General features: G+C 47.4%; 14 protein-coding genes, 1 tRNA gene and 1 pseudogene. 9 read left to right on the forward strand and 7 right to left on the reverse strand.

Features of this window, described 5'->3' with window-relative positions; translation table 11 throughout:
- Positions 1–603 precede the first annotated feature (603 nt).
- On the forward strand, positions 604–4,710 hold the full coding sequence (locus AAF564_09580) for a T9SS type A sorting domain-containing protein (GenBank protein ID MEM8485788.1): 4,107 nt from the start codon (positions 604–606) through the stop codon (positions 4,708–4,710).
- Between the two features lie 62 nt (positions 4,711–4,772).
- Here the strand turns inward: AAF564_09580 and AAF564_09585 are convergent, their stop codons facing one another.
- Together AAF564_09585 and AAF564_09590 are read right to left on the reverse strand one after the other, a co-directional pair.
- Positions 4,773–5,852 (reverse strand): class I fructose-bisphosphate aldolase, encoded by a 1,080-nt coding sequence (locus AAF564_09585; protein MEM8485789.1) that lies wholly within the window; start codon positions 5,850–5,852, stop codon positions 4,773–4,775.
- Between the two features lie 125 nt (positions 5,853–5,977).
- Positions 5,978–7,045: an FAD-binding oxidoreductase gene (locus AAF564_09590; protein MEM8485790.1), complete on the reverse strand. Its 1,068-nt coding sequence runs from the start codon at positions 7,043–7,045 to the stop codon at positions 5,978–5,980.
- Positions 7,046–7,162: 117 nt separating this feature from the next.
- Here AAF564_09590 and thiO point away from each other — a divergent pair, with 117 nt between their 5' ends.
- The 5 genes from thiO to thiD are packed head-to-tail and all read left to right on the forward strand — an operon-like array spanning position 7,163 to position 10,747.
- Positions 7,163–8,290, forward strand: coding sequence for a glycine oxidase ThiO (gene thiO, locus AAF564_09595; protein ID MEM8485791.1), 1,128 nt, complete (start codon positions 7,163–7,165; stop codon positions 8,288–8,290).
- An 8-nt stretch (positions 8,291–8,298) separates the two neighbouring features.
- Positions 8,299–8,520 (forward strand): sulfur carrier protein ThiS, encoded by a 222-nt coding sequence (thiS, locus tag AAF564_09600; GenBank protein MEM8485792.1) that lies wholly within the window; start codon positions 8,299–8,301, stop codon positions 8,518–8,520.
- Between the two features lies 1 nt (position 8,521).
- A complete protein-coding gene (locus AAF564_09605; protein ID MEM8485793.1) occupies positions 8,522–9,346 on the forward strand; it encodes a thiazole synthase in 825 nt (274 codons plus the stop codon).
- A gap of 28 nt (positions 9,347–9,374) precedes the next feature.
- Complete coding sequence (locus AAF564_09610) at positions 9,375–9,959, forward strand: thiamine phosphate synthase (GenBank protein ID MEM8485794.1); 585 nt, start codon at positions 9,375–9,377, stop codon at positions 9,957–9,959.
- Entirely contained in the window at positions 9,956–10,747 is a 792-nt protein-coding gene (gene thiD, locus AAF564_09615; GenBank protein ID MEM8485795.1) for a bifunctional hydroxymethylpyrimidine kinase/phosphomethylpyrimidine kinase, read from the forward strand. Before AAF564_09610 ends, thiD begins: the two co-directional genes overlap by 4 nt.
- A gap of 53 nt (positions 10,748–10,800) precedes the next feature.
- Here thiD and AAF564_09620 read toward each other — a convergent pair whose 3' ends face one another.
- Positions 10,801–11,391, reverse strand: a complete 591-nt coding sequence (locus AAF564_09620; GenBank protein ID MEM8485796.1) for a hypothetical protein — start codon at positions 11,389–11,391, stop codon at positions 10,801–10,803.
- A gap of 163 nt (positions 11,392–11,554) precedes the next feature.
- On the opposite strand from AAF564_09620, the gene AAF564_09625 reads away from it, so the two are divergent.
- Positions 11,555–11,628: transfer RNA gene (locus AAF564_09625), tRNA-Arg, on the forward strand.
- Positions 11,629–12,744: 1,116 nt separating this feature from the next.
- Here AAF564_09625 and AAF564_09630 read toward each other — a convergent pair.
- Both AAF564_09630 and AAF564_09635 read right to left on the reverse strand, forming a co-directional pair.
- Positions 12,745–13,254, reverse strand: a complete 510-nt coding sequence (locus tag AAF564_09630) for a hypothetical protein (protein MEM8485797.1) — start codon at positions 13,252–13,254, stop codon at positions 12,745–12,747.
- The gene (locus tag AAF564_09635; GenBank protein MEM8485798.1) at positions 13,254–13,565 is read right to left on the reverse strand and encodes a PadR family transcriptional regulator; all 312 of its coding nucleotides are present in this window, start codon (positions 13,563–13,565) and stop codon (positions 13,254–13,256) included. Before AAF564_09635 ends, AAF564_09630 begins: the two co-directional genes overlap by 1 nt.
- Positions 13,566–13,773: 208 nt before the next feature.
- On the opposite strand from AAF564_09635, the gene AAF564_09640 reads away from it, so the two are divergent.
- Entirely contained in the window at positions 13,774–14,661 is an 888-nt protein-coding gene (locus AAF564_09640) for a hypothetical protein (protein MEM8485799.1), read from the forward strand.
- 209 nt (positions 14,662–14,870) lie between these two features.
- Complete coding sequence (locus AAF564_09645; GenBank protein MEM8485800.1) at positions 14,871–15,653, forward strand: restriction endonuclease subunit R; 783 nt, start codon at positions 14,871–14,873, stop codon at positions 15,651–15,653.
- Between the two features lie 48 nt (positions 15,654–15,701).
- Here AAF564_09645 and AAF564_09650 read toward each other — a convergent pair.
- Positions 15,702–16,854, reverse strand: a pseudogene (locus AAF564_09650) (IS3 family transposase).
- A gap of 383 nt (positions 16,855–17,237) precedes the next feature.
- Positions 17,238–17,540, reverse strand: a complete 303-nt coding sequence (locus AAF564_09655; GenBank protein ID MEM8485801.1) for a hypothetical protein — start codon at positions 17,538–17,540, stop codon at positions 17,238–17,240.
- Positions 17,541–18,397: the final 857 nt, after the last annotated feature.

Consider the following 18,397-nt stretch of genomic DNA (forward strand, 5'->3'; position numbering starts at 1 on the left):
AAAGATTCTACTACTTGAGCATATGTGTGAATTTGAAGGGGTATAATACTGAGGAGGAGCCAGGCGAAACACTTTTTAAAAGAGCAAAAATACATTTTAACGTTGTTAATAACTGAAATTACTAAGGGAGATATTGTTAGCTAGAGGTAATATAGTTAAGGAGCCATTTGTCAATAATCAATAGTTCACAGTATGGTCTTTATTGCTTTTAAACAAGGTCTTTTTACACATCTTGCTTGCTGGGCTCAAGTGTGGCTTATAGTCTAGATCTATATTCGGAGTTAGACTATGATGAAGGTAGGAATAAAAATTCTAAGCAAAAAATATGACTCCAGTTGTTAGCGATGTCGGGAGTTGTTCAAATAGTTCGATATTCTTCGCAAAAGATAGCATATCATGCTTGATCAGGCTGCTGGAATTCTTGGTCTGAAGACTTTTTATTTGTTGCAGCAAATAGACTTGGTTGACAGGTTAGAATGATTTTGTTACAGCATTGACATAAAATATCATCCTATTTATTGAGGAGTGAGTATATATTTTTTAGTAATTTGAGGGTAAGTATTGGTCTCTCCCTCTCATTGAAACTGATAAGCCTGCTGATTTATGAAGTTTTGTTTTTTGCTGGTTCTAATTTGTTTTCACGTTAGCGTCAACTCATACGCTCAGATAGTTTCCTCCGATCAAAAAATCAACCAAATAGAAGGCGCTTTTTCAGATTTACTAGAAGATGGCGATGCATTTGGGACAGCAGTAGCTGTTATTGGGGACTTAGACGAGGACGGTTTTGACGATTTAGTTGTAGGAGCTCCTGGAAGTGAACGAGGGAATGGAGCAGTTTGGGTGCTATTTCTCGACAATAACAGCAATGTGAAAAACCGGCAAGAGATCGGTCAGAATACTGGCGGCTTCACAGGTCAATTAACGGCATCGGGGATGTTTGGGTGTTCTGTAACAAGTCTAGGAGACTTAAATGGTGATGATATTTCGGATATAGCAGTTGGCGCATGTGAAGATGATGACGGAGGACCAGATACGGGGGCTGTTTGGATATTATTCATGAGAAAAAATGGTACTGTCAAATCCCATGCAAAAATTAGCAGCCTTTCAGGAAATTTTGAAGGGATAATTAATGATCGTGGTAATTTTGGCAGCTCTGTTTCAGGTATAGGAGATTTGGATAAAGATGGTATCTTCGATCTTGGTGTAGGGGTGGATAGAGACGGAGAAAGTGGAGGGCAAAGCGGTGCGCTTTGGATTTTATTCTTGAATTCTGATGGTAGTGTAAAGTCATCTCAGAAAATAAATGATATCCAAGGTGGATTTACTGCGTCAATTGGTAATGGAGATCGATTTGGGTCGTCTGTTGATTTTATTTCTGATTTAGATGCCGATGGTGTGGATGAGCTATTGGTTGGGGCACCAGGTACTGATTTTATGGGGGAGAATACCGGCGTCGTTTGGATTCTATATATGAATACCGACGGAACCGTCAAGTCTCAAATTCGGATTGGTGGTGATAGCTCCGATGCATTTTATCAAAATATTCAGGATGGTGACTTTTTGGGGCATTCAATCGACGTTTTGGGGGATTGGGACGGAAATGGCTTCGAAGATATAGTGGTAGGTGCTTCCCGTACTGACGGTGCAAATCTGGAGGATATTGGTGCAGTTTGGGTTCTGTATTTAGAAGAGAACGGGAAAATCTTAGATTTTAAGAAGATATTTGACAGTGAAGAATTTGGACTAGTTGGTGATGAGGAATTTGGTCGGGCGGTAACGTCTATACCAGATTTTGCAGATAACAGGCTGTCTAAGTTAATAGTTGGTACACCGCAGCATAAGGATACCGGTGGGGCAGTATGGGAGCTCTTCGTAAATGAATCCGCAGATCTTGAAAAGAGTCAGAAGATTAGTGAAAATGCTGGCTCATTAACTACTTTATTAGATGAATTTGATCTATTTGGGTCGTCAATCACTTCGATGGGTGATTTAAACGGCGATGGGTTTACAGATTTAGCTGTAGGTGCACCAGAAGATCTCTATGGCGCAGTTTGGGTACTGTTTCTTGGAGAAGATAAAAAGATCAAATCCAGGCAAAAACTTAGTAGATCATCTGGAGGTGAAACTCAAGACCTGAATACTAGCGAGAATATAGGGGTATCTATCCTTAATATAGGTGATTTGGATGGCGATGGTTTACCTGAATTAGCAGTAGGAGCGCAATCTGGTGAAGAACAAGCAGAAAAGCTTGGAGAATTATGGGTATTTTTTTTGGCGAATGATGGAACGGTAAGGAAAACCCAAAAAATTGGTCAGGCGGAAGGTGGTTTTATGGGGGAGCTTGTAGCAGGAGATAATTTTGGGTCTTCACTGGCATTGCTTGATGATTATGATGGGGATGGAATTCAAGAAATTGCAGTTGGGGCACCAGGGCCGGGCTTAGTAGCTGATTTGAGCGGAAGCGTTTGGCTCTTAGCACTGGACTCGGATGGAAAAGTTAAAAATCAACAGCAAATCGGTGTTGAAAGAGACTTGATATCAGAATTAGACCCAATGGATGCTTTTGGCGGATCTCTGTCTAGCATAGTTGATCTTGATGGAGACGGTAGAAGAGAGTTAGTGGTTGGCGCACCATTCGACGACGATGATGGCGAAAATAGTGGGGCTGCTTGGATAGTCTCTCTAACTGAAAATCTCCAGATAAAATCTTTCGAAAAAATAGGTGCTGAATCAGGTAATCTTGATCGTGATTTGGCTCCTGGTGATCTCTTTGGTAGCTCATTGTTTTCATACAATACATCTTCTCTAGATGATCGAAGAATTCTTGCTGTAGGCTCTCCTGGTGATGATGACGGTAAGATCGATAGTGGTTCCGTGTGGCTGTTGACATTGAGAGAAAATGGCGAAGTTGCATTTTACCAAAAAATTAGCCTTTCAGAAGGCGGGTTCTCGGGTGCATTGAAAGAAAACAATCGATTTGGCAGTTCTCTTTCAGGGTTTCAGATTCAAGAAGAAACTCGAATGTTAATAGGTGCTCCTAATGATGGAGATGGAGGGATACAAAGTGGAGCTCTTTGGGATTTAACATTGAATTTGAACAACAGGACCATACCGGATATAAGTCCATATTTTCAAGAAGAGACAGTCTTTGAAAACACAGAAGTTGTAATTAAAAGTACTATTACTGATATAGAGGGTGTCAAACAAGCAACTATTTCTTTTCGAAGAGGCGGCGATTCTGTTAGAAGCTTCTTGTCTAATTCGATGGAACGGGTGGGTGGGCAATTTGAAGGCGTTATTCCGGCGAGTTTGGTTACAGATAGGGGTATTGAATTTTTTATTACCGCTGAAGATTCTTTAGGACTACTATCCAGGCAACCCGAAGTAGGATTTTTTGAGGTCATTGTATCTGTCGATAATAAGCAATCGACTAATCCCCTATTGAACGATGAGTATCAGCTATTTTCTATCCCACTAGAGTTGGATGAAAAAATGCCGGGAATAGTACTCGAAGATGATTTAGGCATCTATGATCCTACTATCTGGAGATTCTTTGAACCCACACCAAACCAAAATCCATCGGAATTTTCTGAGTTTCCTAATACCTCTCCTATTTCTCCTGGTAAAGCATACTGGCTTATCTCCGAAGGCCCCAACCAATTCATATCAACTGGATCAGGCCGTACTAATTCGACAATAACTCCGTTTATAGTCCCTTTGCAGCCAGGTTGGAACTACTTTGGGAGCCCTTTTACTTTTTCAATTCCTCGAGAAAACCTAAAGTTACTCAGTGGAGCTAGTCTCGTATTAAAATCATATTCTGGTACTTCTTGGAATGATGCCCCGATGATCGAGCCTTTTAAAGGGTACATAGTTGCCAACAATAGCACTGAGGTCGATAGTTTGGTCATTAACGCTTTTCATAATGAGGGGAATTCGACAACTTTAAAAGATGGAACTGGAGATTGGTCTATAAATGTACATGTGAGTTCGGATGGGATGGATAGACAAAGTGTAGTAGCACTAGTAAGAGAATCAGCACATTCTAAATGGGATTCTTTCGACATACCAGCTGCTCCAACTCCTATGGGAGATTATCTCCAAGCGTTTTTTAAAGTTAATCAAACAGATAAACCTCTTGAGAAACTCCATTTAGATGCCAGGTCTCAAGATTCTGAAGAGGAAATTTGGGAGTTAAACCTTGTTAGTAATTCAGGTAGGAAGGCCGACTTGGTGTTTGATTATATTGAATCTGTTCCTTTGCAGTATGACGTTTTTGTAATCGATGACGCTATTGATCATCGTCAAAACTTGAGGGAGAATAATAGCTATACATTGTCTATACCGTCTTCGGGTAAACCGAGAACCGTGAGAATTGTGGCTAGTAAACATTCAATGGATGAGTTCAAATCGGAGGAACTGCTGCCAAGAGAGAATTCAATATCACCTAGCTTTCCAAATCCGTTTCATAATGTAACTACCGTTTCTTACAGTTTGGCCCAGGAAAGCAACGTGAATCTAAGTGTGTATTCGATCCTGGGTCATAGGGTTGCAACGCTTACTGGGAACGAAATCAAGCAAGCGGGTAACTATACGGCAATCTGGAATGGGAAGGACAATGCAGACCGGGATTTAGCCAGTGGGATTTATTTTCTAAAGATCTCATCAGAGTTCTTCAGTCTCCACACGAAGGTCATTCTAATCCGATAAAAAAGGCCCTTTGTCGCAGTTGACAAAGAGCCTTTGGGGTAGAATCACGTATGAGATCCGATTTAGGCGATGGTTACCTCATCATTCAGGTAAACGTCCTGGATGGCGTTGAGGATATCAACACCTTCATTCATTGGCTTCTGGAAGGCTTTACGACCAGAAATCAGGCCCATGCCACCGGCGCGTTTGTTGATAACGGCTGTACGTACGGCCTGCTGCATGTCGTTTTTGCCAGAACCGCCACCTGAGTTGATCAGGCCGGCGCGTCCCATGAAGCAGTTCACAACCTGGTAACGCGTCAGGTCAATCGGGTGGTCGCTTGAGAGCTCAGAGTAAATCCGCTCATCCAGTTTACCATAGCTTGAGTTGCCAGAGTTGAGGGCTTTGTAGCCACCATTCTGCGTTGGCTGTTTCTGCTTGATGATGTCTGCCTGGATTGTTACGCCAAGGTGGTTGGCCTGGCTTGTCAGGTCAGCGCTAGCTTCGTGGTTTACACCATCCACATTGAACCCTGAGTTACGCATGTAGCACCACAGGATGGTAGACATACCCAGTTCGTGGGCAGCTGCGAAAGCTTCAGATACTTCGATGATCTGGCGGTTGGAGTCTGCTGAACCAAAATAAACGGTAGCGCCTACTGCAACACAGCCCATGTTCCATGCTTCTTCAACGCGAGAAAACATGATCTGGTCGAAGGTGTTGGGGTGCGTCAGCAGCTCGTTGTGGTTGAGCTTGAGGATAAAGGGAATTTTGTGCGCGTACTTGCGTGCAACTGATCCAAGGGCCCCATAGGTAGAAGCAACAGCGTTACATCCGCCTTCGATAGCGAGTTTAACGATGTTTTCCGGGTCGAAGTACAACGGGTTTTTTGCAAAAGAAGCGCCGGCGGAGTGCTCAATGCCCTGGTCAACAGGAAGAATTGAGGTATAACCGGTGCCACCAAGGCGACCATGGTTGAAGAGGGTTTGCAGTGAACGGAGCACCTGCGGTGAACGGTCGGAGTCCATCCAGACACGGTCTACAAAATCAGGACCTGGAAGGTGGAGCTGGTCCTTTGAAACCGTGGAGCTACGGTGATCAAGCAGGTAACCTGCTTCTTCGCCGAGTATATCGGCAACGCGTGATGTGGTAACTTCTACCATGATTGTTAAGATTGGGAATATGATAAAAAGTGGATAACCCGTTGGGTAGCCTTACAAAGTAGCAAACACTCAACGCTTTTTAAATGTCTAATGATTCATTGGGCGCCTTGGTAGCGCTTTTATCATCAAGTCTTAACCCGAATCTGTATTTCTTCGGGAATTAAGTCGGGCTGCTTGAAGTAGCCATGCAACTCGGATGCCAGTAAAGGGGCCAGCAACAAGCCTTTGGAGCCAAAAGCGGTAAAGACCCAAATACGCTTGCCATAGTCAATAGGCCCGACCATTGGGAGTCGGATGTGGGGTACCGTTACCCGAAAGCCGACCTGCTCTTCTACAATATCTGCATCGAGCAGCCCGGGGAGGACAGCGTCGGCCTTCTGTAGCAAGTCTTGGGTGACTTCGCTCGAAATGTCTTCATGTTTAAAGTCATGTTCGAACGAACTGCCAATGGCTAGCGTTTCTTCCTCTGGAATGATATAGGCGTGCCCGGATGTAGGCAGGAGTTCATCCCGGCTGATCCACGCCGGCCAATTGATGCGCATGGTTTGCCCTTTGACAGGGTGCAGATCCAGCAAGTCCAGCGGCGTGTCAACATACCCATACCCGAGGGCGAGCACGAGCCGGTCCGTTTTAATTTGTTCTTGCGTAGTGGCTAACGATACCCAGGTTTCACCATCAGTAATGCCCCATTTGTTTACCGGGGTGTTGTTGAGGTAAGTAACACCGTTTGCGATGGCGGCATCAACCATATGCTGAGAAAAAGCTGCTGTACTCAGGGCGCCGCCGGCGCTGACGAACATCGTACCGAACGGCGCGTGTATTTTCGGATGCCGTGCTTTGCTTTCTTCAGGGCTCCACCATGCAGCACAATTGGGGTGCATTTTGATGGACTGCTGGTAATAGGTGGCCTGTTGTTCATCGCGCGCTGGCCGTAAAAGGCCGCGGTTGTCAAAAAGATGTGTTGCGTTTCCTAATTCAAGCTGCGCATGAAAGGAGGCTATTGCCTCTTCGAACCGCCAGACCGGTCGACCACGATACGCGATAAACGGATTAAACAATCCACCCGCCACCCCGGAAGCCCCAGCGCCAGGGTGTGAAGCCTCAATGAGCAGCACCTCCTGGTGTTTGCTGAGATGTAAAGCTGCACAAGCGCCTGCCATGCCGGCACCCACAATGATGGTATCGTACTTCACGTTATCTAATGCCTGTAGCTGTAAGGTCTCTCACGAAATGTCCGGGTGATGCTGTGTTTTTATTTTTTTGGAGCAGGGGCTAATTTACGGTAAATCGGAAATCATTTTTATAAGTAGATGCAAAAGCCAGTTGTTATTGTAGGAGGAGGGGGGATCGGGCTTGCTATTGGCTGGCAATTGTGCCGTGCCGGCGTGCCAACGCAGGTGTTTGAGCGCGGCGAAGCCGGTCGCGGCGCCTCGTGGGCAGCAGCCGGGATGCTTGCGCCGGAGAGCGAGATGGGTTTTGAGGATGAAGCCATCTACCAGTTAAGCCGGGAAAGTATGCGGCGATGGCCAGACTTTGTCCAGCAACTCGAAGCGGATAGTGGGAGCGATGTTGATTATCGAACGGAAGGCATTCTGCGTGTGGCTGATGATCGAGATGCCGCTGAAGCCTTGCGACGCTACTATGATTTCCAGCACGCACAAGGACTGGCTGTCGAGTGGCTTACCGGTGCAGAAGCCCGGGAGATAGAGCCCTTTTTAGCCCCGAGATTGCCGGCAGCGGTATTTTCAAGGGCTGATCATCAGGTTGATAACCGGCTGATGGCAACAGCATTGCAGGTTGCTTTTCAAAAGGCTGGCGGGGTTTTGCATACCAACGCGCCAGTGCAGTCGATTTTGTCGGAGAAGGATGCGCCTGTCGTTGTGACGGCAGATGGGACCCGCATCGAAGCATCTTGTGTGGTTTTGGCTGCGGGTGCATGGTCGCGCCGAATAGAAGGACTGGTGCCCGAGGCAAAACCTCCGGTGCGCCCAGTTAAAGGGCAGATGCTACAAATGCAGATGGCATTGCCTTTTGATTTGCAGCACGTGGTACGCGGCCCGGATGCGTACCTGGTACCAAAGAGTAACGGGCGATTGTTACTCGGCGCAACGATGGAAGAGCGGGGGTTTGATACCAGCGTGACAGCCGGCGCGTTGTATGATTTGCTTGATGCTGCGTGGAAAATGGTCCCCGGTATTTACGACCTGGAAGTTACCGAGACGTGGGCTGGCTTGCGGCCGGCGAGTCGTGACAACGAACCGTTGCTGGGTGCAACCCACGATCCGCGGATTGTTTTTGCAACCGGGCACTATCGCCATGGCATTCTGCTTGTCCCTGTAACAGCCGAAGAGATTTGCCGGCTGGTACACACCGGAGAAACTTCCGAATGGCTGGTGCCGTTTTCTCCTTTACGATTTGATCCCCGTACCACCACCTGATAGACACCATGGATACCACCGTGCAACAGACCCTTTCTGTCAATGGAGACGTGCGCGCTTTTGACGCTTCACTTGCAAGTGTGCTGGCGCAATTTGGTGTAGATGTAGCAGCTGCGCGCGGTGTAGCCGTAGCTGTAAATGACGAGATTGTACGCAAGAAAGACTGGGCATCGCATGTCCTGAGTCCAGATGATCGCGTCGAAGTTGTCACTGCAAGGCAAGGGGGCTAAGATGGCGCAAACCCGGGACACAACACCTGCAAATGGTGTGACTGAAGATGTATTGAAAGTTGGTGCGTACACGTTGTCATCACGGTTGCTGGTGGGCACCAGCGGCTACCCGAATATGCAGGTGTTGCTGGACGCTTTGGAGGCTTCAAAAACAGACCTGGTGACAATCGCTATCCGCCGGCTGAATTTGCAGGATGTGGCAGAAGAGAGTTTGCTCGATCTGCTGATCCGTGGAGGTTATCAGTTACTTCCAAATACGGCCGGGTGCTACACGGCAAAAGAAGCCGTGCTGGTTGCTCAACTGGCGAGAGAAGCCATTGAGACGGATCTCATTAAGCTTGAGGTGATTGGCGACGAAGAAACGCTGATGCCGGATGTAGAGCAATTGCTCAAGGCTGCAAAATCGCTGGTAGACGATGGGTTTACGGTGATGGCGTATTGCAACGATGACCTGATTACATGCCGCAAGCTGGCTGATCTTGGGTGCGCGGCTGTGATGCCGCTGGCTTCGCCGATTGGCAGTGGGATGGGGCTTATTAATCCGTACAACCTGCAAATCATCAGAGAATACCTTACAGAGGTACCGCTTATTGTCGATGCAGGCATCGGTACTGCAAGCGACGCGGCCAAGGCGATGGAGTTGGGGTATGACGGGATCCTGCTGAATACGGCCATCAGCAATGCCAAGCATCCGGTTAAAATGGCTGAAGCGATGCGGTTTGCGGTGGATGCCGGTCGCGCGGCATACCAGGCCGGCCGTATCCCGCGCCGGTATTACGCAAAAGCCTCATCACCCGTAGAGGGACGTATCTCCGTTGAGCAATAAAGGGACATTGGAGCTTCCACGCTTAATCTTGATTGCCAATCAGTTTACCCGCGCGGATGTCGCTGAACGCGTGTGTGCTGCTGTTGACGCGGGTGTGATGTGGGTGCAGTTGCGCGATCATGAGGCCAGTGAAGCAGGTTTTGGGGACGCAGCAACAACATTGGTTGATCGTTTGCGTGGCATATCGGGGGAGGTAATGATTTCGGTGAATAGCCGGCCACAGGTTGCACGGGATTTGGGGGTGCATTATCACAGGGGCAAGGGTAAACCCGTATTGTTGGACAGGGGCGATGGTATACAGGGATATTCCGCGCATACGATGGCTGAGGTCAAAGATCACGCGGGGATGGACTACCTGTTTTATAGTCCCATTTTTCCAACGGGTAGCAAGCCGGGGCATCCAGGTGTTGGCGTGGTTGAACTGGCAGAGGTGACCGAGCAGGCAATGCAGCTCGTCTATGCATTGGGTGGGATCAAGCCTCAGCATTGCGCGGCCTGTTTGGGAGCCGGCGCTTACGGCGTGGCCGTTATTTCAGGGATTTTGCAGGCTGATGATATCGAAGCGTCGGTACACGCTTATCTTAAAGCCATAAACACAGAGGCAGTAACATGAAGGTAGCGTTGACCATTGCAGGTAGTGACTCGGGCGGAGGGGCCGGCATCCAGGCGGATATCAAGTCGATGCAGGCAAACGGCGTATTTGCTACCTCGGTGATTACTGCTGTCACTGCGCAGAATACGCAGGCGGTTACTGCCGCGTATGACTTGCCGCTGGATATTATCGCCGCGCAGATCGACGCGGTGTTTGATGATTTTGAAGTAGCAGCGGTAAAAACGGGCATGTTATCCTCTGCAGCAATTATTCAACTGGTGGCGGAGAAGGTCGCGCAATGGCAGATGTCGCCGATGGTTGTTGACCCCGTTATGATTTCAACGAGTGGGTTTGCTTTGTTGCAAGAGGATGCGGTGGAAAACATGAAAACACTGCTGATCCCGAAAGCCACGCTTGTTACGCCGAACACCCATGAGGCGACGCATCTGACGGGGCTATCGATTGCATCTGTAGCAGAAGCAGAAGCGGCTGCGAAAGCGATCTATGCAATGGGACCTGAGGCTGTATTGGTGAAGGGGGGGCATCTTGAGCAGGAAGAAGAGGCGGTTGATGTACTTTATGATGGGGAGGGCTTTACGTATTTCCGATCAGCGTTTATCGATACTCCGCATACGCACGGGACGGGGTGTACGTACGCGTCTGCTATTGCAGCAAATCTGGCGAAGGGGATGGGGTTGAAGCCGGCGATTGAGTCGGCCAAGGGGTACGTGACGGAGGCGATTCGGCATGGGTTGGCGATTGGCAAGGGGCATGGGCCGACGCACCATTTTTATTTTTTTTCCGATTGAAGGTATGTTTCCCCTCAAATATCCGTCGGGTTTTAGAAACCCAACGGATATTTTTAAAAGGGTTCCATATCGTCGAAAAAGCTGTCCGCTTCCACCTCGCGATGCAGTCGCGCAAAAGCCTGCTCATCGCCAAACAATCCCTGGTCTCCCAAACGATAGGAACTGTACATCCAATCCTCCGGCCACGCTACAAACCCGTGGTGCACCGGATTCCAGTGGATGTAAGCCACAAGCTGGCGCATGTACGCATCATCCACGACCTTTTTCCGCCGTACGCGTTCGATGAACAGCCGGCCCCTCCGGTTAAACCGTTTGTTGTAGGCCCTTGCGTACGCATTAAACCAGTTGCCCAATTGCTGTCCGATCTGATTGCTGATAGCCTTGCTGTCAATACACGCTGTGAAGTCCGACTTACCTTCAAAGAAACCTTTCAACACCTCATAGGGCTTGATCTTGATCAGGAAATGAAAATGATTGGGCATCATGCAGTACGCATGGATGTCCATCATGCCCTGGGTATACCAGACGCAGCGATCCATGAAGTACCTGTAGTTCTCTGCCGTGCGAAACAGGTCTTCATCGCCAACAGCATGATTGTAGAGGTGATAACAGGCGTCGGGTTCAAAAGGGGCGAACTGTGACATGGCTTTTCTTCCATGCACGACCTGCACGCAAGCTGTGTTGCATTTCGTATAAACAAGGGCCGGCAAAAAGAGCGGAATTAACTTATTGCCGTGGGAACGATTTAAACCAAGCCTGCGTTTATGCTCCCCTCGCTCCAAAAATGGGTATTTGCCCAGCAGCGATGTGCCCGTAGCTCAGCTGGATAGAGCGTCTGACTACGGATCAGAAGGTCGGGAGTTCGAATCTTCCCGGGCACGCATGACTAAAACCTGCTTGAATAGCCCTTTTTGGCTGATTTAAGCAGGTTTTTCTGTTTGCACCATACCTGCACTATGTGCGAAAATCTGAAATATTTATATATGTATAGGTATGTAAAGAAGGCAAATAGAAGGCGGAATTGCTTGCTTGGTCTGGTCACGCCTCCTCTTAAAACACCCCCCCTCCTGCTCCAAATAAAGCACCATGCAAAAGTGATATGCTGCCTAGTAGTCACGCAGCTTGATAGAGATGTCACCCTTGATAGACCACTTCAGGGCATACTCAGAGTAATGATTGCGGATTTGCGGCTTGGCTAGCTCTTACTGCTAGCACAGCCTGAGAATCTTGGTGGTTTGGGCTTTGGTCATTAACCGGAGTTTTGATGTGCTTGGGTCCGGTTAGCTAAGTTAAGGCTGTGATGAGCTGTTTCAAATTTAAATAATACCAGCTTACTCGATCATCAATTGGATTATCTGGAGAACATTAGGGGAAAGCCTCATCAAAAAAGGACGGGACGATCGTAACTGAATATAATCGAAGCTGTATCCCGTGCAATATCATTTCGCAATGAAGTTATTATTGAGTCTGCACTTTCTCCTCTCCTCTCTAAACTATCTATATAACTTTCAAGCCTTTCACTTTGCAGGACCATTAAGTCGCGGTACGCCCTCGCCTCATTTACAGCCTCAACAGCACTCTTTTCCTTCAGAAGCTGTATCTGAGCCTCCAATGCATCAATACGCGCATCATTGAGCTTCGTTGCCACGATAAAAAGTGCGGATTCCTATTATCAATCCAAGATTTTTAATCAAGCCCACCCACCTCTCGATACTCTCAAACTTGGTAGGCTCCTTTGGTACGAGTTTGTCCACGCTCATAAAACAGGGTATGCTTGTAATAACTAAGCTCTAATTATAACACTCCCCTGGATATAACAAAAGCCACCACCATACCAAGGCATCAATAATACCACCTCTCCGCCCTCTCAAAGCACCACTGGGCAGCAGCAAGCAGCAAGTCACGAAAGAGCGTAAGTAATTGCGGGTACCAGTGTCCAGGGCGCATGGCTGTTTCTGGAATAGACGCACACCATGGTGTAGGCATAACCTCTAGTCTCAGAAGCCAACGAATTTTTTCAAGAGATCGTATAGGACTTTCAGCCCTAGACCCTTAAGCGTAGCCTTGAGCGCCCGGCGCCAGTTGTAGGCAATAGCTGTCTTCAGGTGGACCCAGCGGTACTCTTTGACAACCTTTCTGACTGCTTTAGGATCGCCAGTGCTGTGGGCTTCTGCGAACTCGTCATAGTAGTCCCGAACTGATTGGTCATAGATATGGAGCTTGCCCAGTTTGCCATAGATCCATTTGGCTAGAGAGTCGCATTTAGGCCTAGTGAGTTGCTTCACTTGATTCCTAGATACTTTCTTTCCCTCACTATCCTCTGTTGGGCTAGAAAGAACTTCAATAGCTTTCGGCGCTAATACTGAGATAAAAACTGTTAGGAACAGAAGGGCATAATCAATCTCGCCGCGTTGAAAAAACCAAGCAGATAACAGCGTGCCAATGATAGGTATTGTCCAATACGCCGCAATTGCCAGTTTCTTTAAAGATCTGTCACCTTTATGCATCACACCCTCCCCAGTTTAAGATTGCCCTGGACAGTAGAGACAAAGATAGTCCACTGATCATATGCAGCAGATCCCTTGCCTGTGATCTTGTAGATTCTCAGCGGTGGCCTCGTGTCGCCTTCGGGAAGCTCTTCTTCTTCAGACTTGATGTACCCCTTCTCCTCCATCCGAAGCAGCGTCACGTACACAGTGCCTCGCTTCAGGCTGCCTTCTGATGCCTTGACCAGCTGCAGGCCATAGCCTTTCTGGTTCGCAATCAGAAAGCCTAGGATGAAGGCTTCTTTATTGGTAAGTGGTGAGATCAGTCCCATAGTTTATTAGTCTTACAATTTTATGACTTGTTTTACATTTGTAAGACTTCTGAGTGGATAAGTTTCAGCTAAAACAATTTTAGTTGCCGCACGTGTTGATCTTCGCTATTTGACCATGCATGCCCATCTTCGCCTGTGCCGCCTAACAGTTGGCTTTAGAATATGCTTACGATGCGCTTATATTAGCAGTACTAGACTGTATCTAAATATGGAAGCTACTGCAGAAGGCGCAATCACTATCGGAATATATCTCGGGTCCCTATACGGGCTCCTGAAGATCATTGATTGGGTCTTTGATCAGGATGACGTGATTAAAGAGAAGAGCAAGAAGCGCCTGGGGAATTGGCTGAGGAATGTGAAGGTCAAAGAGCCTTCTTCGGACTGGCGGGATGGCTTCGTCGCCATCTTTGACAAGTGGTTTGGCGAAAAGCATCTTAGTCTAAAATGTTTCTTTAGATCAGCATTAGTTACTGTAGCATTTTATGCTGTTGCCTGGGTCTTACTTTTCGCTCTTCCAAATGAGTATAATGTATTTGATGCGCGCTATATCAGATCGGACTATCCCATCTTAAAGATACTTAATGGTATTGGCATACCGGGTCTTTTGGTAGCTATAATTTCAGGCCTGTGGTTGAATGTGTTCCCGGATTACATGTCACTTTTTGAAACTAGGATCCTTCTTAATTTTCTAAAGGGACGATCTTCTTTTTTGGTGATATCTTTTTTTCTGATCATTGATTTTGTTCTGACTTTTGCAGCACTCGCTGTTAGTTGGCTCCTGTTCGACTTGGTAGTTTTTTACGAATTGAGGATAGATCAACTCATCGAGACGATTAGAGGATTTGAGGTCAGCAGCGAAGCAGGATATCATGAAACTAGCATATCGATCCTCACGACATTCTTTACCTCAATATGGATTTGGGTCTATTCTTTGGCCGCTATACTCGTTAAGCTTGTAGGTAAAACGCAATCAGGTTTACACTTCCTAAAAGTCCATCTTGATTTGGAAAACAAACCCTTCAAGTCTATCGGTAAGGTAATTCAGCTAATCGTGGTGATTGCCTATGCGGTCACGGGAGTGTTTTTGCTGATCTAGTCTCGTTTCTATCTCTCCTCATCCACCTACTGGAGGTGTAGTGTGGTATCACAGACCTTTAGGAGTTGTGGCCGATCAGGAGAAATTAGACAGGCTTAAGCGAAGGCGTGACCTCTCCAATAAAATAGTACTATTCAGTGATTGACAGCCTGCGGGGGGATTGTTAGGATAGACAATTCATTTCTTAATCCTAGCACATCATATCTATCATGTTTAAGATCCCCAAGCGAGTACTCGATCGATTCCGCACCGAATTAAAGCGCTATGGCAAGGTAACAGCTAGCATCCGCTCTAGAGATGTATCTGAGGCAGATACTGTTACCGTGGTCAAGGACATGCTTGCCGATGTCTTTGGCTTTGACAAATACCTTGAGTTAACTAGTGAGCAGCAGATTCGAGGCACTTATTGCGACCTGGCTGTAAAGATTGATGGCAAGATCAAGTACCTCATCGAGGTAAAGTCAGCAGGTACAGACCTCAACGAGAGCCACATCAGGCAGGCCATTAACTACGGGGCCAAAGAAGGAATTGAGTGGATAGTTCTGACTAATGGTATTTCCTGGCACCTCTACAGGCTTAAGTTTGCCCAGCCAATTGAGCATGAAGAGGTTTCCTTCTTCGACGCCACACAGATTGACCTGAAAAAGGAGGACGACCAGAAGAAGCTGTTCCTGCTTAGTAGGGAAGCCATCTCAGGGAATGCTATGGATGAATATCATAAGCACTCCCAGCTACTTAACATGTACACTATAGCTCAGGTATTGATGACTGAGCCAGTAGTCAACGCAACTCGAAGAGAGTTTCGCAAGCTATTCCCTGACTTCAAGGTAGACAAAGAGGAGATAGCACAAATCATCTCTGAAGAGATACTCAAAAGAGAAGTGGCCGAGAGTGATAAGGCCCAGGATGCAGCCAAGAATGTCAAGAAAGCAGCGAAGAGTTTAGCAAGAAGACAAGCCAAGGCTGCGGCAGCTAAGGGGAGTGCTGGGTAGCTGGGTGTCAGGGCAGCCTGGAGTTGCCCCGCTTAGACAGACACCTAGTTAAGCACAGAATGATGGTTGTTGGGTCATTGTAGCTTCGTAGTCACAGGGACTCATGTACCCCAATGAAGAATGTAGTCGCTTCCGGTTGTACCAGCTTTCAATGTATTCAAAGATGTCAGTTCTGGCTTCATCTCTCGTATGATAATACTTGTGGTGAACAAGTTCTCGTTTCAGTGTGGCAAAGAAGCTCTCAACAGGTGCGTTATCCCAGCAATTGCCCTTGCGGCTCATGCTGCAAGTAATGCCGAATCGGTCAAGTAACTGCTGATAATCGCCGCTGGCATACTGGCTACCTCAGTCGCTGTGATGCAATAGATTGCTTCCGGGTCTACGGCTGCTCAGCGCCATTTTAAGCGCAGACAGCACCAGGTCCCGAGTCATGATCCTTTGCATGCTCCAGCCAACAACGCGTCTGGAGAACAGGTCAAGCACAACAGCTAGGTAAAGCCACCCCTGCCCGGTCCAGATATATGTGATATCTGCTGCCCAGGCTTGATTGCAACCTTGCCGATCAAACTTCCTATCCAGTAAATTCTCAGCTGTCGGCAGCTTGTGCCCCGAATCCGTTGTTACCTTGAACTTCTTTGCTTGCTTTGGCCCCAGATCTCGGTCCTTCATCAGCCGGGCCACGCGTTTGCGACCACAGCGAATCCCGTTTGATCTCAGTTTGGCGTGAATCCTCGGACTGCCGTAGGTCTGTTTGCTTTCCTTATGGACTCGCTCGATTTCATCGCCAAGCTGATTGTCGTCCATGCTGCGCTGACTCTCTGGCCGTCTAACCCAGGCATAATATCCGCTTGTGGACACCCCAAACACACGCGACATAGCCGCAATGGAAAACTGACTCTTATACGTTTCAATGAATCGATACCTCAACGAGGGGCTTTCGTGAAGATACCCATAGCCTTTTTAGGATCTCATTCTCCTCCTTTATCCGCTTGAGTTCTCGTTTCAGCGTTGCCATTTCGTCATCTCGTGGTTTCCCCTTGCCGGGGAAGGCGTGCCCTTCTTCATGCTCTCGTTTCCAACGCCCCAGAACACTGGGGCTTATTCCCAAATCTCGGGCAGCCTGACTGATGTTGCCACGTTCCTTCGCTAGGCCTACGGCATCCTCTTTAAACTCTTTTGTGTATTCCCGTCTCGTTCGCATTGTATATCCTCGCTTGCGCTAAGATAGTGCTTTTCGAGGTGTCCACTTTTGCGGGGTGGTTCCATAAGTCGTTGTGCCCCAAGGGTTTTCATTGGTGCCCCAATAGGCTACGGATCAGAAGGTCGGGACTTCGAATCTTCCCGGGCACGCAAAACGGAATTGGCTTCTACGATGTCGTAGAAGCCATTTTTGTTGGCACTGACTTTCTGAGACGGTTTGATTTTTTGGCTTTTGATTGCATAACACAAATATTTCATTGAAATCACTCGGACAGATATTCGACTACAGAAGTCAACGGCTAAAGGTAAATCGTGTTCACCAAAAAGGGATTGTTGATGACTCTTGTCTGCTTCAGCCCTTGTTGCCGTACATTAAAAACGAACCTACCATTGGGCTTCCAATGCCTGTACCGGTCCTTCCATTTCTTTGACACTAAATTCAGCGATTCGCTCGCGAAGTATTCGACGGAAACGACTAACATTGCGATTTCCCCAGACACCAATTGTTCTATCCGTCATCTCCGGACTTGGATCTTTTGGTGCACGCCAGATAACCCCACCTCCAAATAACTCACCAAACTCATCGGGTTTGATATAGCTAGTTGCCCAGTTCAGAGGAGCCTTGATCACAAGCGGTTGCGAGCGTTCGTCAACAAACCACTGCGCGTAAAATTGAAATAATATCATTAGATCGAACACTACCTTTTTATAGCACCTTTCTGCTCACATTTTTAGAGATTCGGATTCCGCTACCCGCTAAGAACTGGATCAAATTAAATACCATTCGATTACAGCTAGCAACACCCTCATACCTCTATTGAGTCAATTCAAATGCAGTGCTAGTTCGATGAGATTAACCAGATTCGTATTCTGCCCCGGAGCGAGCATTCAGACTCAAATCTAAATTGATGTTGTAGGTTCTATACCGCCGCCGGGTATCGCATTGCGACGCTGTCTTATCGTCGACTTTCTACTACGCAAAGAATTAGGACGATAGTACTGGTTAGAACGAAAAGAATACGCTCCCTTGTTACCGTACATCTCCTTATGCATCGAACGCCGGCGCTCTCTGATCAACGCACGAATTCTATGCTGCCTTATTGACCACGTGAGTACCAAAATCAACGGCAGAGCAAGAATTACTATAAACAGCACTGCGAGGTCTGGCAACATCTTGCCTCTGTGTTTTCTGATGACATGAAGAACGGCATTCTACGAGAGTATAGCCAGCCTGGTTACTTTTTAACTTCGTCACCTACCAGCAGTCTTGCCATCAGGACAGTCCAACAACTTCTTTCTTAATCCCGGCTGCGACTTTCTAAGGGTTTTTACGTCCTTCATAGCAGGGCCTTTCTTATTTTACTGCAGTTTGACATTTCTATAAACCCGCATCCTGGCTCCTTTTAAGTGGCAGTAGCAGGTTCACCACGCGCATCTCAGTACTCAGCTAATCCCAATTCTTGCGGCTTGTCGCACGTACAGTCCCGCTTGTCGCAAATTGCTTGCGGGCACTTATCCTCCTTCATATACTCCGTGAAATCAAT

This window comes from Bacteroidota bacterium (assembly GCA_039111535.1).
Classification (GTDB): Bacteria; Bacteroidota; Rhodothermia; order Rhodothermales; family JAHQVL01; genus JBCCIM01.

What these genes read in the sequence shown, in the direction of transcription:
- AAF564_09605 (MEM8485793.1), top strand. Translation starts at nt 8,522, where the DNA reads ATGGCGCAAACCCGGGACACAACACCTGCAAATGGTGTGACTGAAGAT.
- AAF564_09640 (MEM8485799.1), top strand. Translation starts at nt 13,774, where the DNA reads ATGGAAGCTACTGCAGAAGGCGCAATCACTATCGGAATATATCTCGGG.
- AAF564_09585 (MEM8485789.1), bottom strand. Translation starts at nt 5,852, where the DNA reads ATGGTAGAAGTTACCACATCACGCGTTGCCGATATACTCGGCGAAGAA.
- thiO (MEM8485791.1), top strand. Translation starts at nt 7,163, where the DNA reads ATGCAAAAGCCAGTTGTTATTGTAGGAGGAGGGGGGATCGGGCTTGCT.
- AAF564_09620 (MEM8485796.1), bottom strand. Translation starts at nt 11,391, where the DNA reads ATGTCACAGTTCGCCCCTTTTGAACCCGACGCCTGTTATCACCTCTAC.
- thiD (MEM8485795.1), top strand. Translation starts at nt 9,956, where the DNA reads ATGAAGGTAGCGTTGACCATTGCAGGTAGTGACTCGGGCGGAGGGGCC.
- AAF564_09655 (MEM8485801.1), bottom strand. Translation starts at nt 17,540, where the DNA reads ATGATATTATTTCAATTTTACGCGCAGTGGTTTGTTGACGAACGCTCG.
- AAF564_09635 (MEM8485798.1), bottom strand. Translation starts at nt 13,565, where the DNA reads ATGGGACTGATCTCACCACTTACCAATAAAGAAGCCTTCATCCTAGGC.
- AAF564_09645 (MEM8485800.1), top strand. Translation starts at nt 14,871, where the DNA reads ATGTTTAAGATCCCCAAGCGAGTACTCGATCGATTCCGCACCGAATTA.
- thiS (MEM8485792.1), top strand. Translation starts at nt 8,299, where the DNA reads ATGGATACCACCGTGCAACAGACCCTTTCTGTCAATGGAGACGTGCGC.
- AAF564_09580 (MEM8485788.1), top strand. Translation starts at nt 604, where the DNA reads ATGAAGTTTTGTTTTTTGCTGGTTCTAATTTGTTTTCACGTTAGCGTC.
- AAF564_09630 (MEM8485797.1), bottom strand. Translation starts at nt 13,254, where the DNA reads ATGCATAAAGGTGACAGATCTTTAAAGAAACTGGCAATTGCGGCGTAT.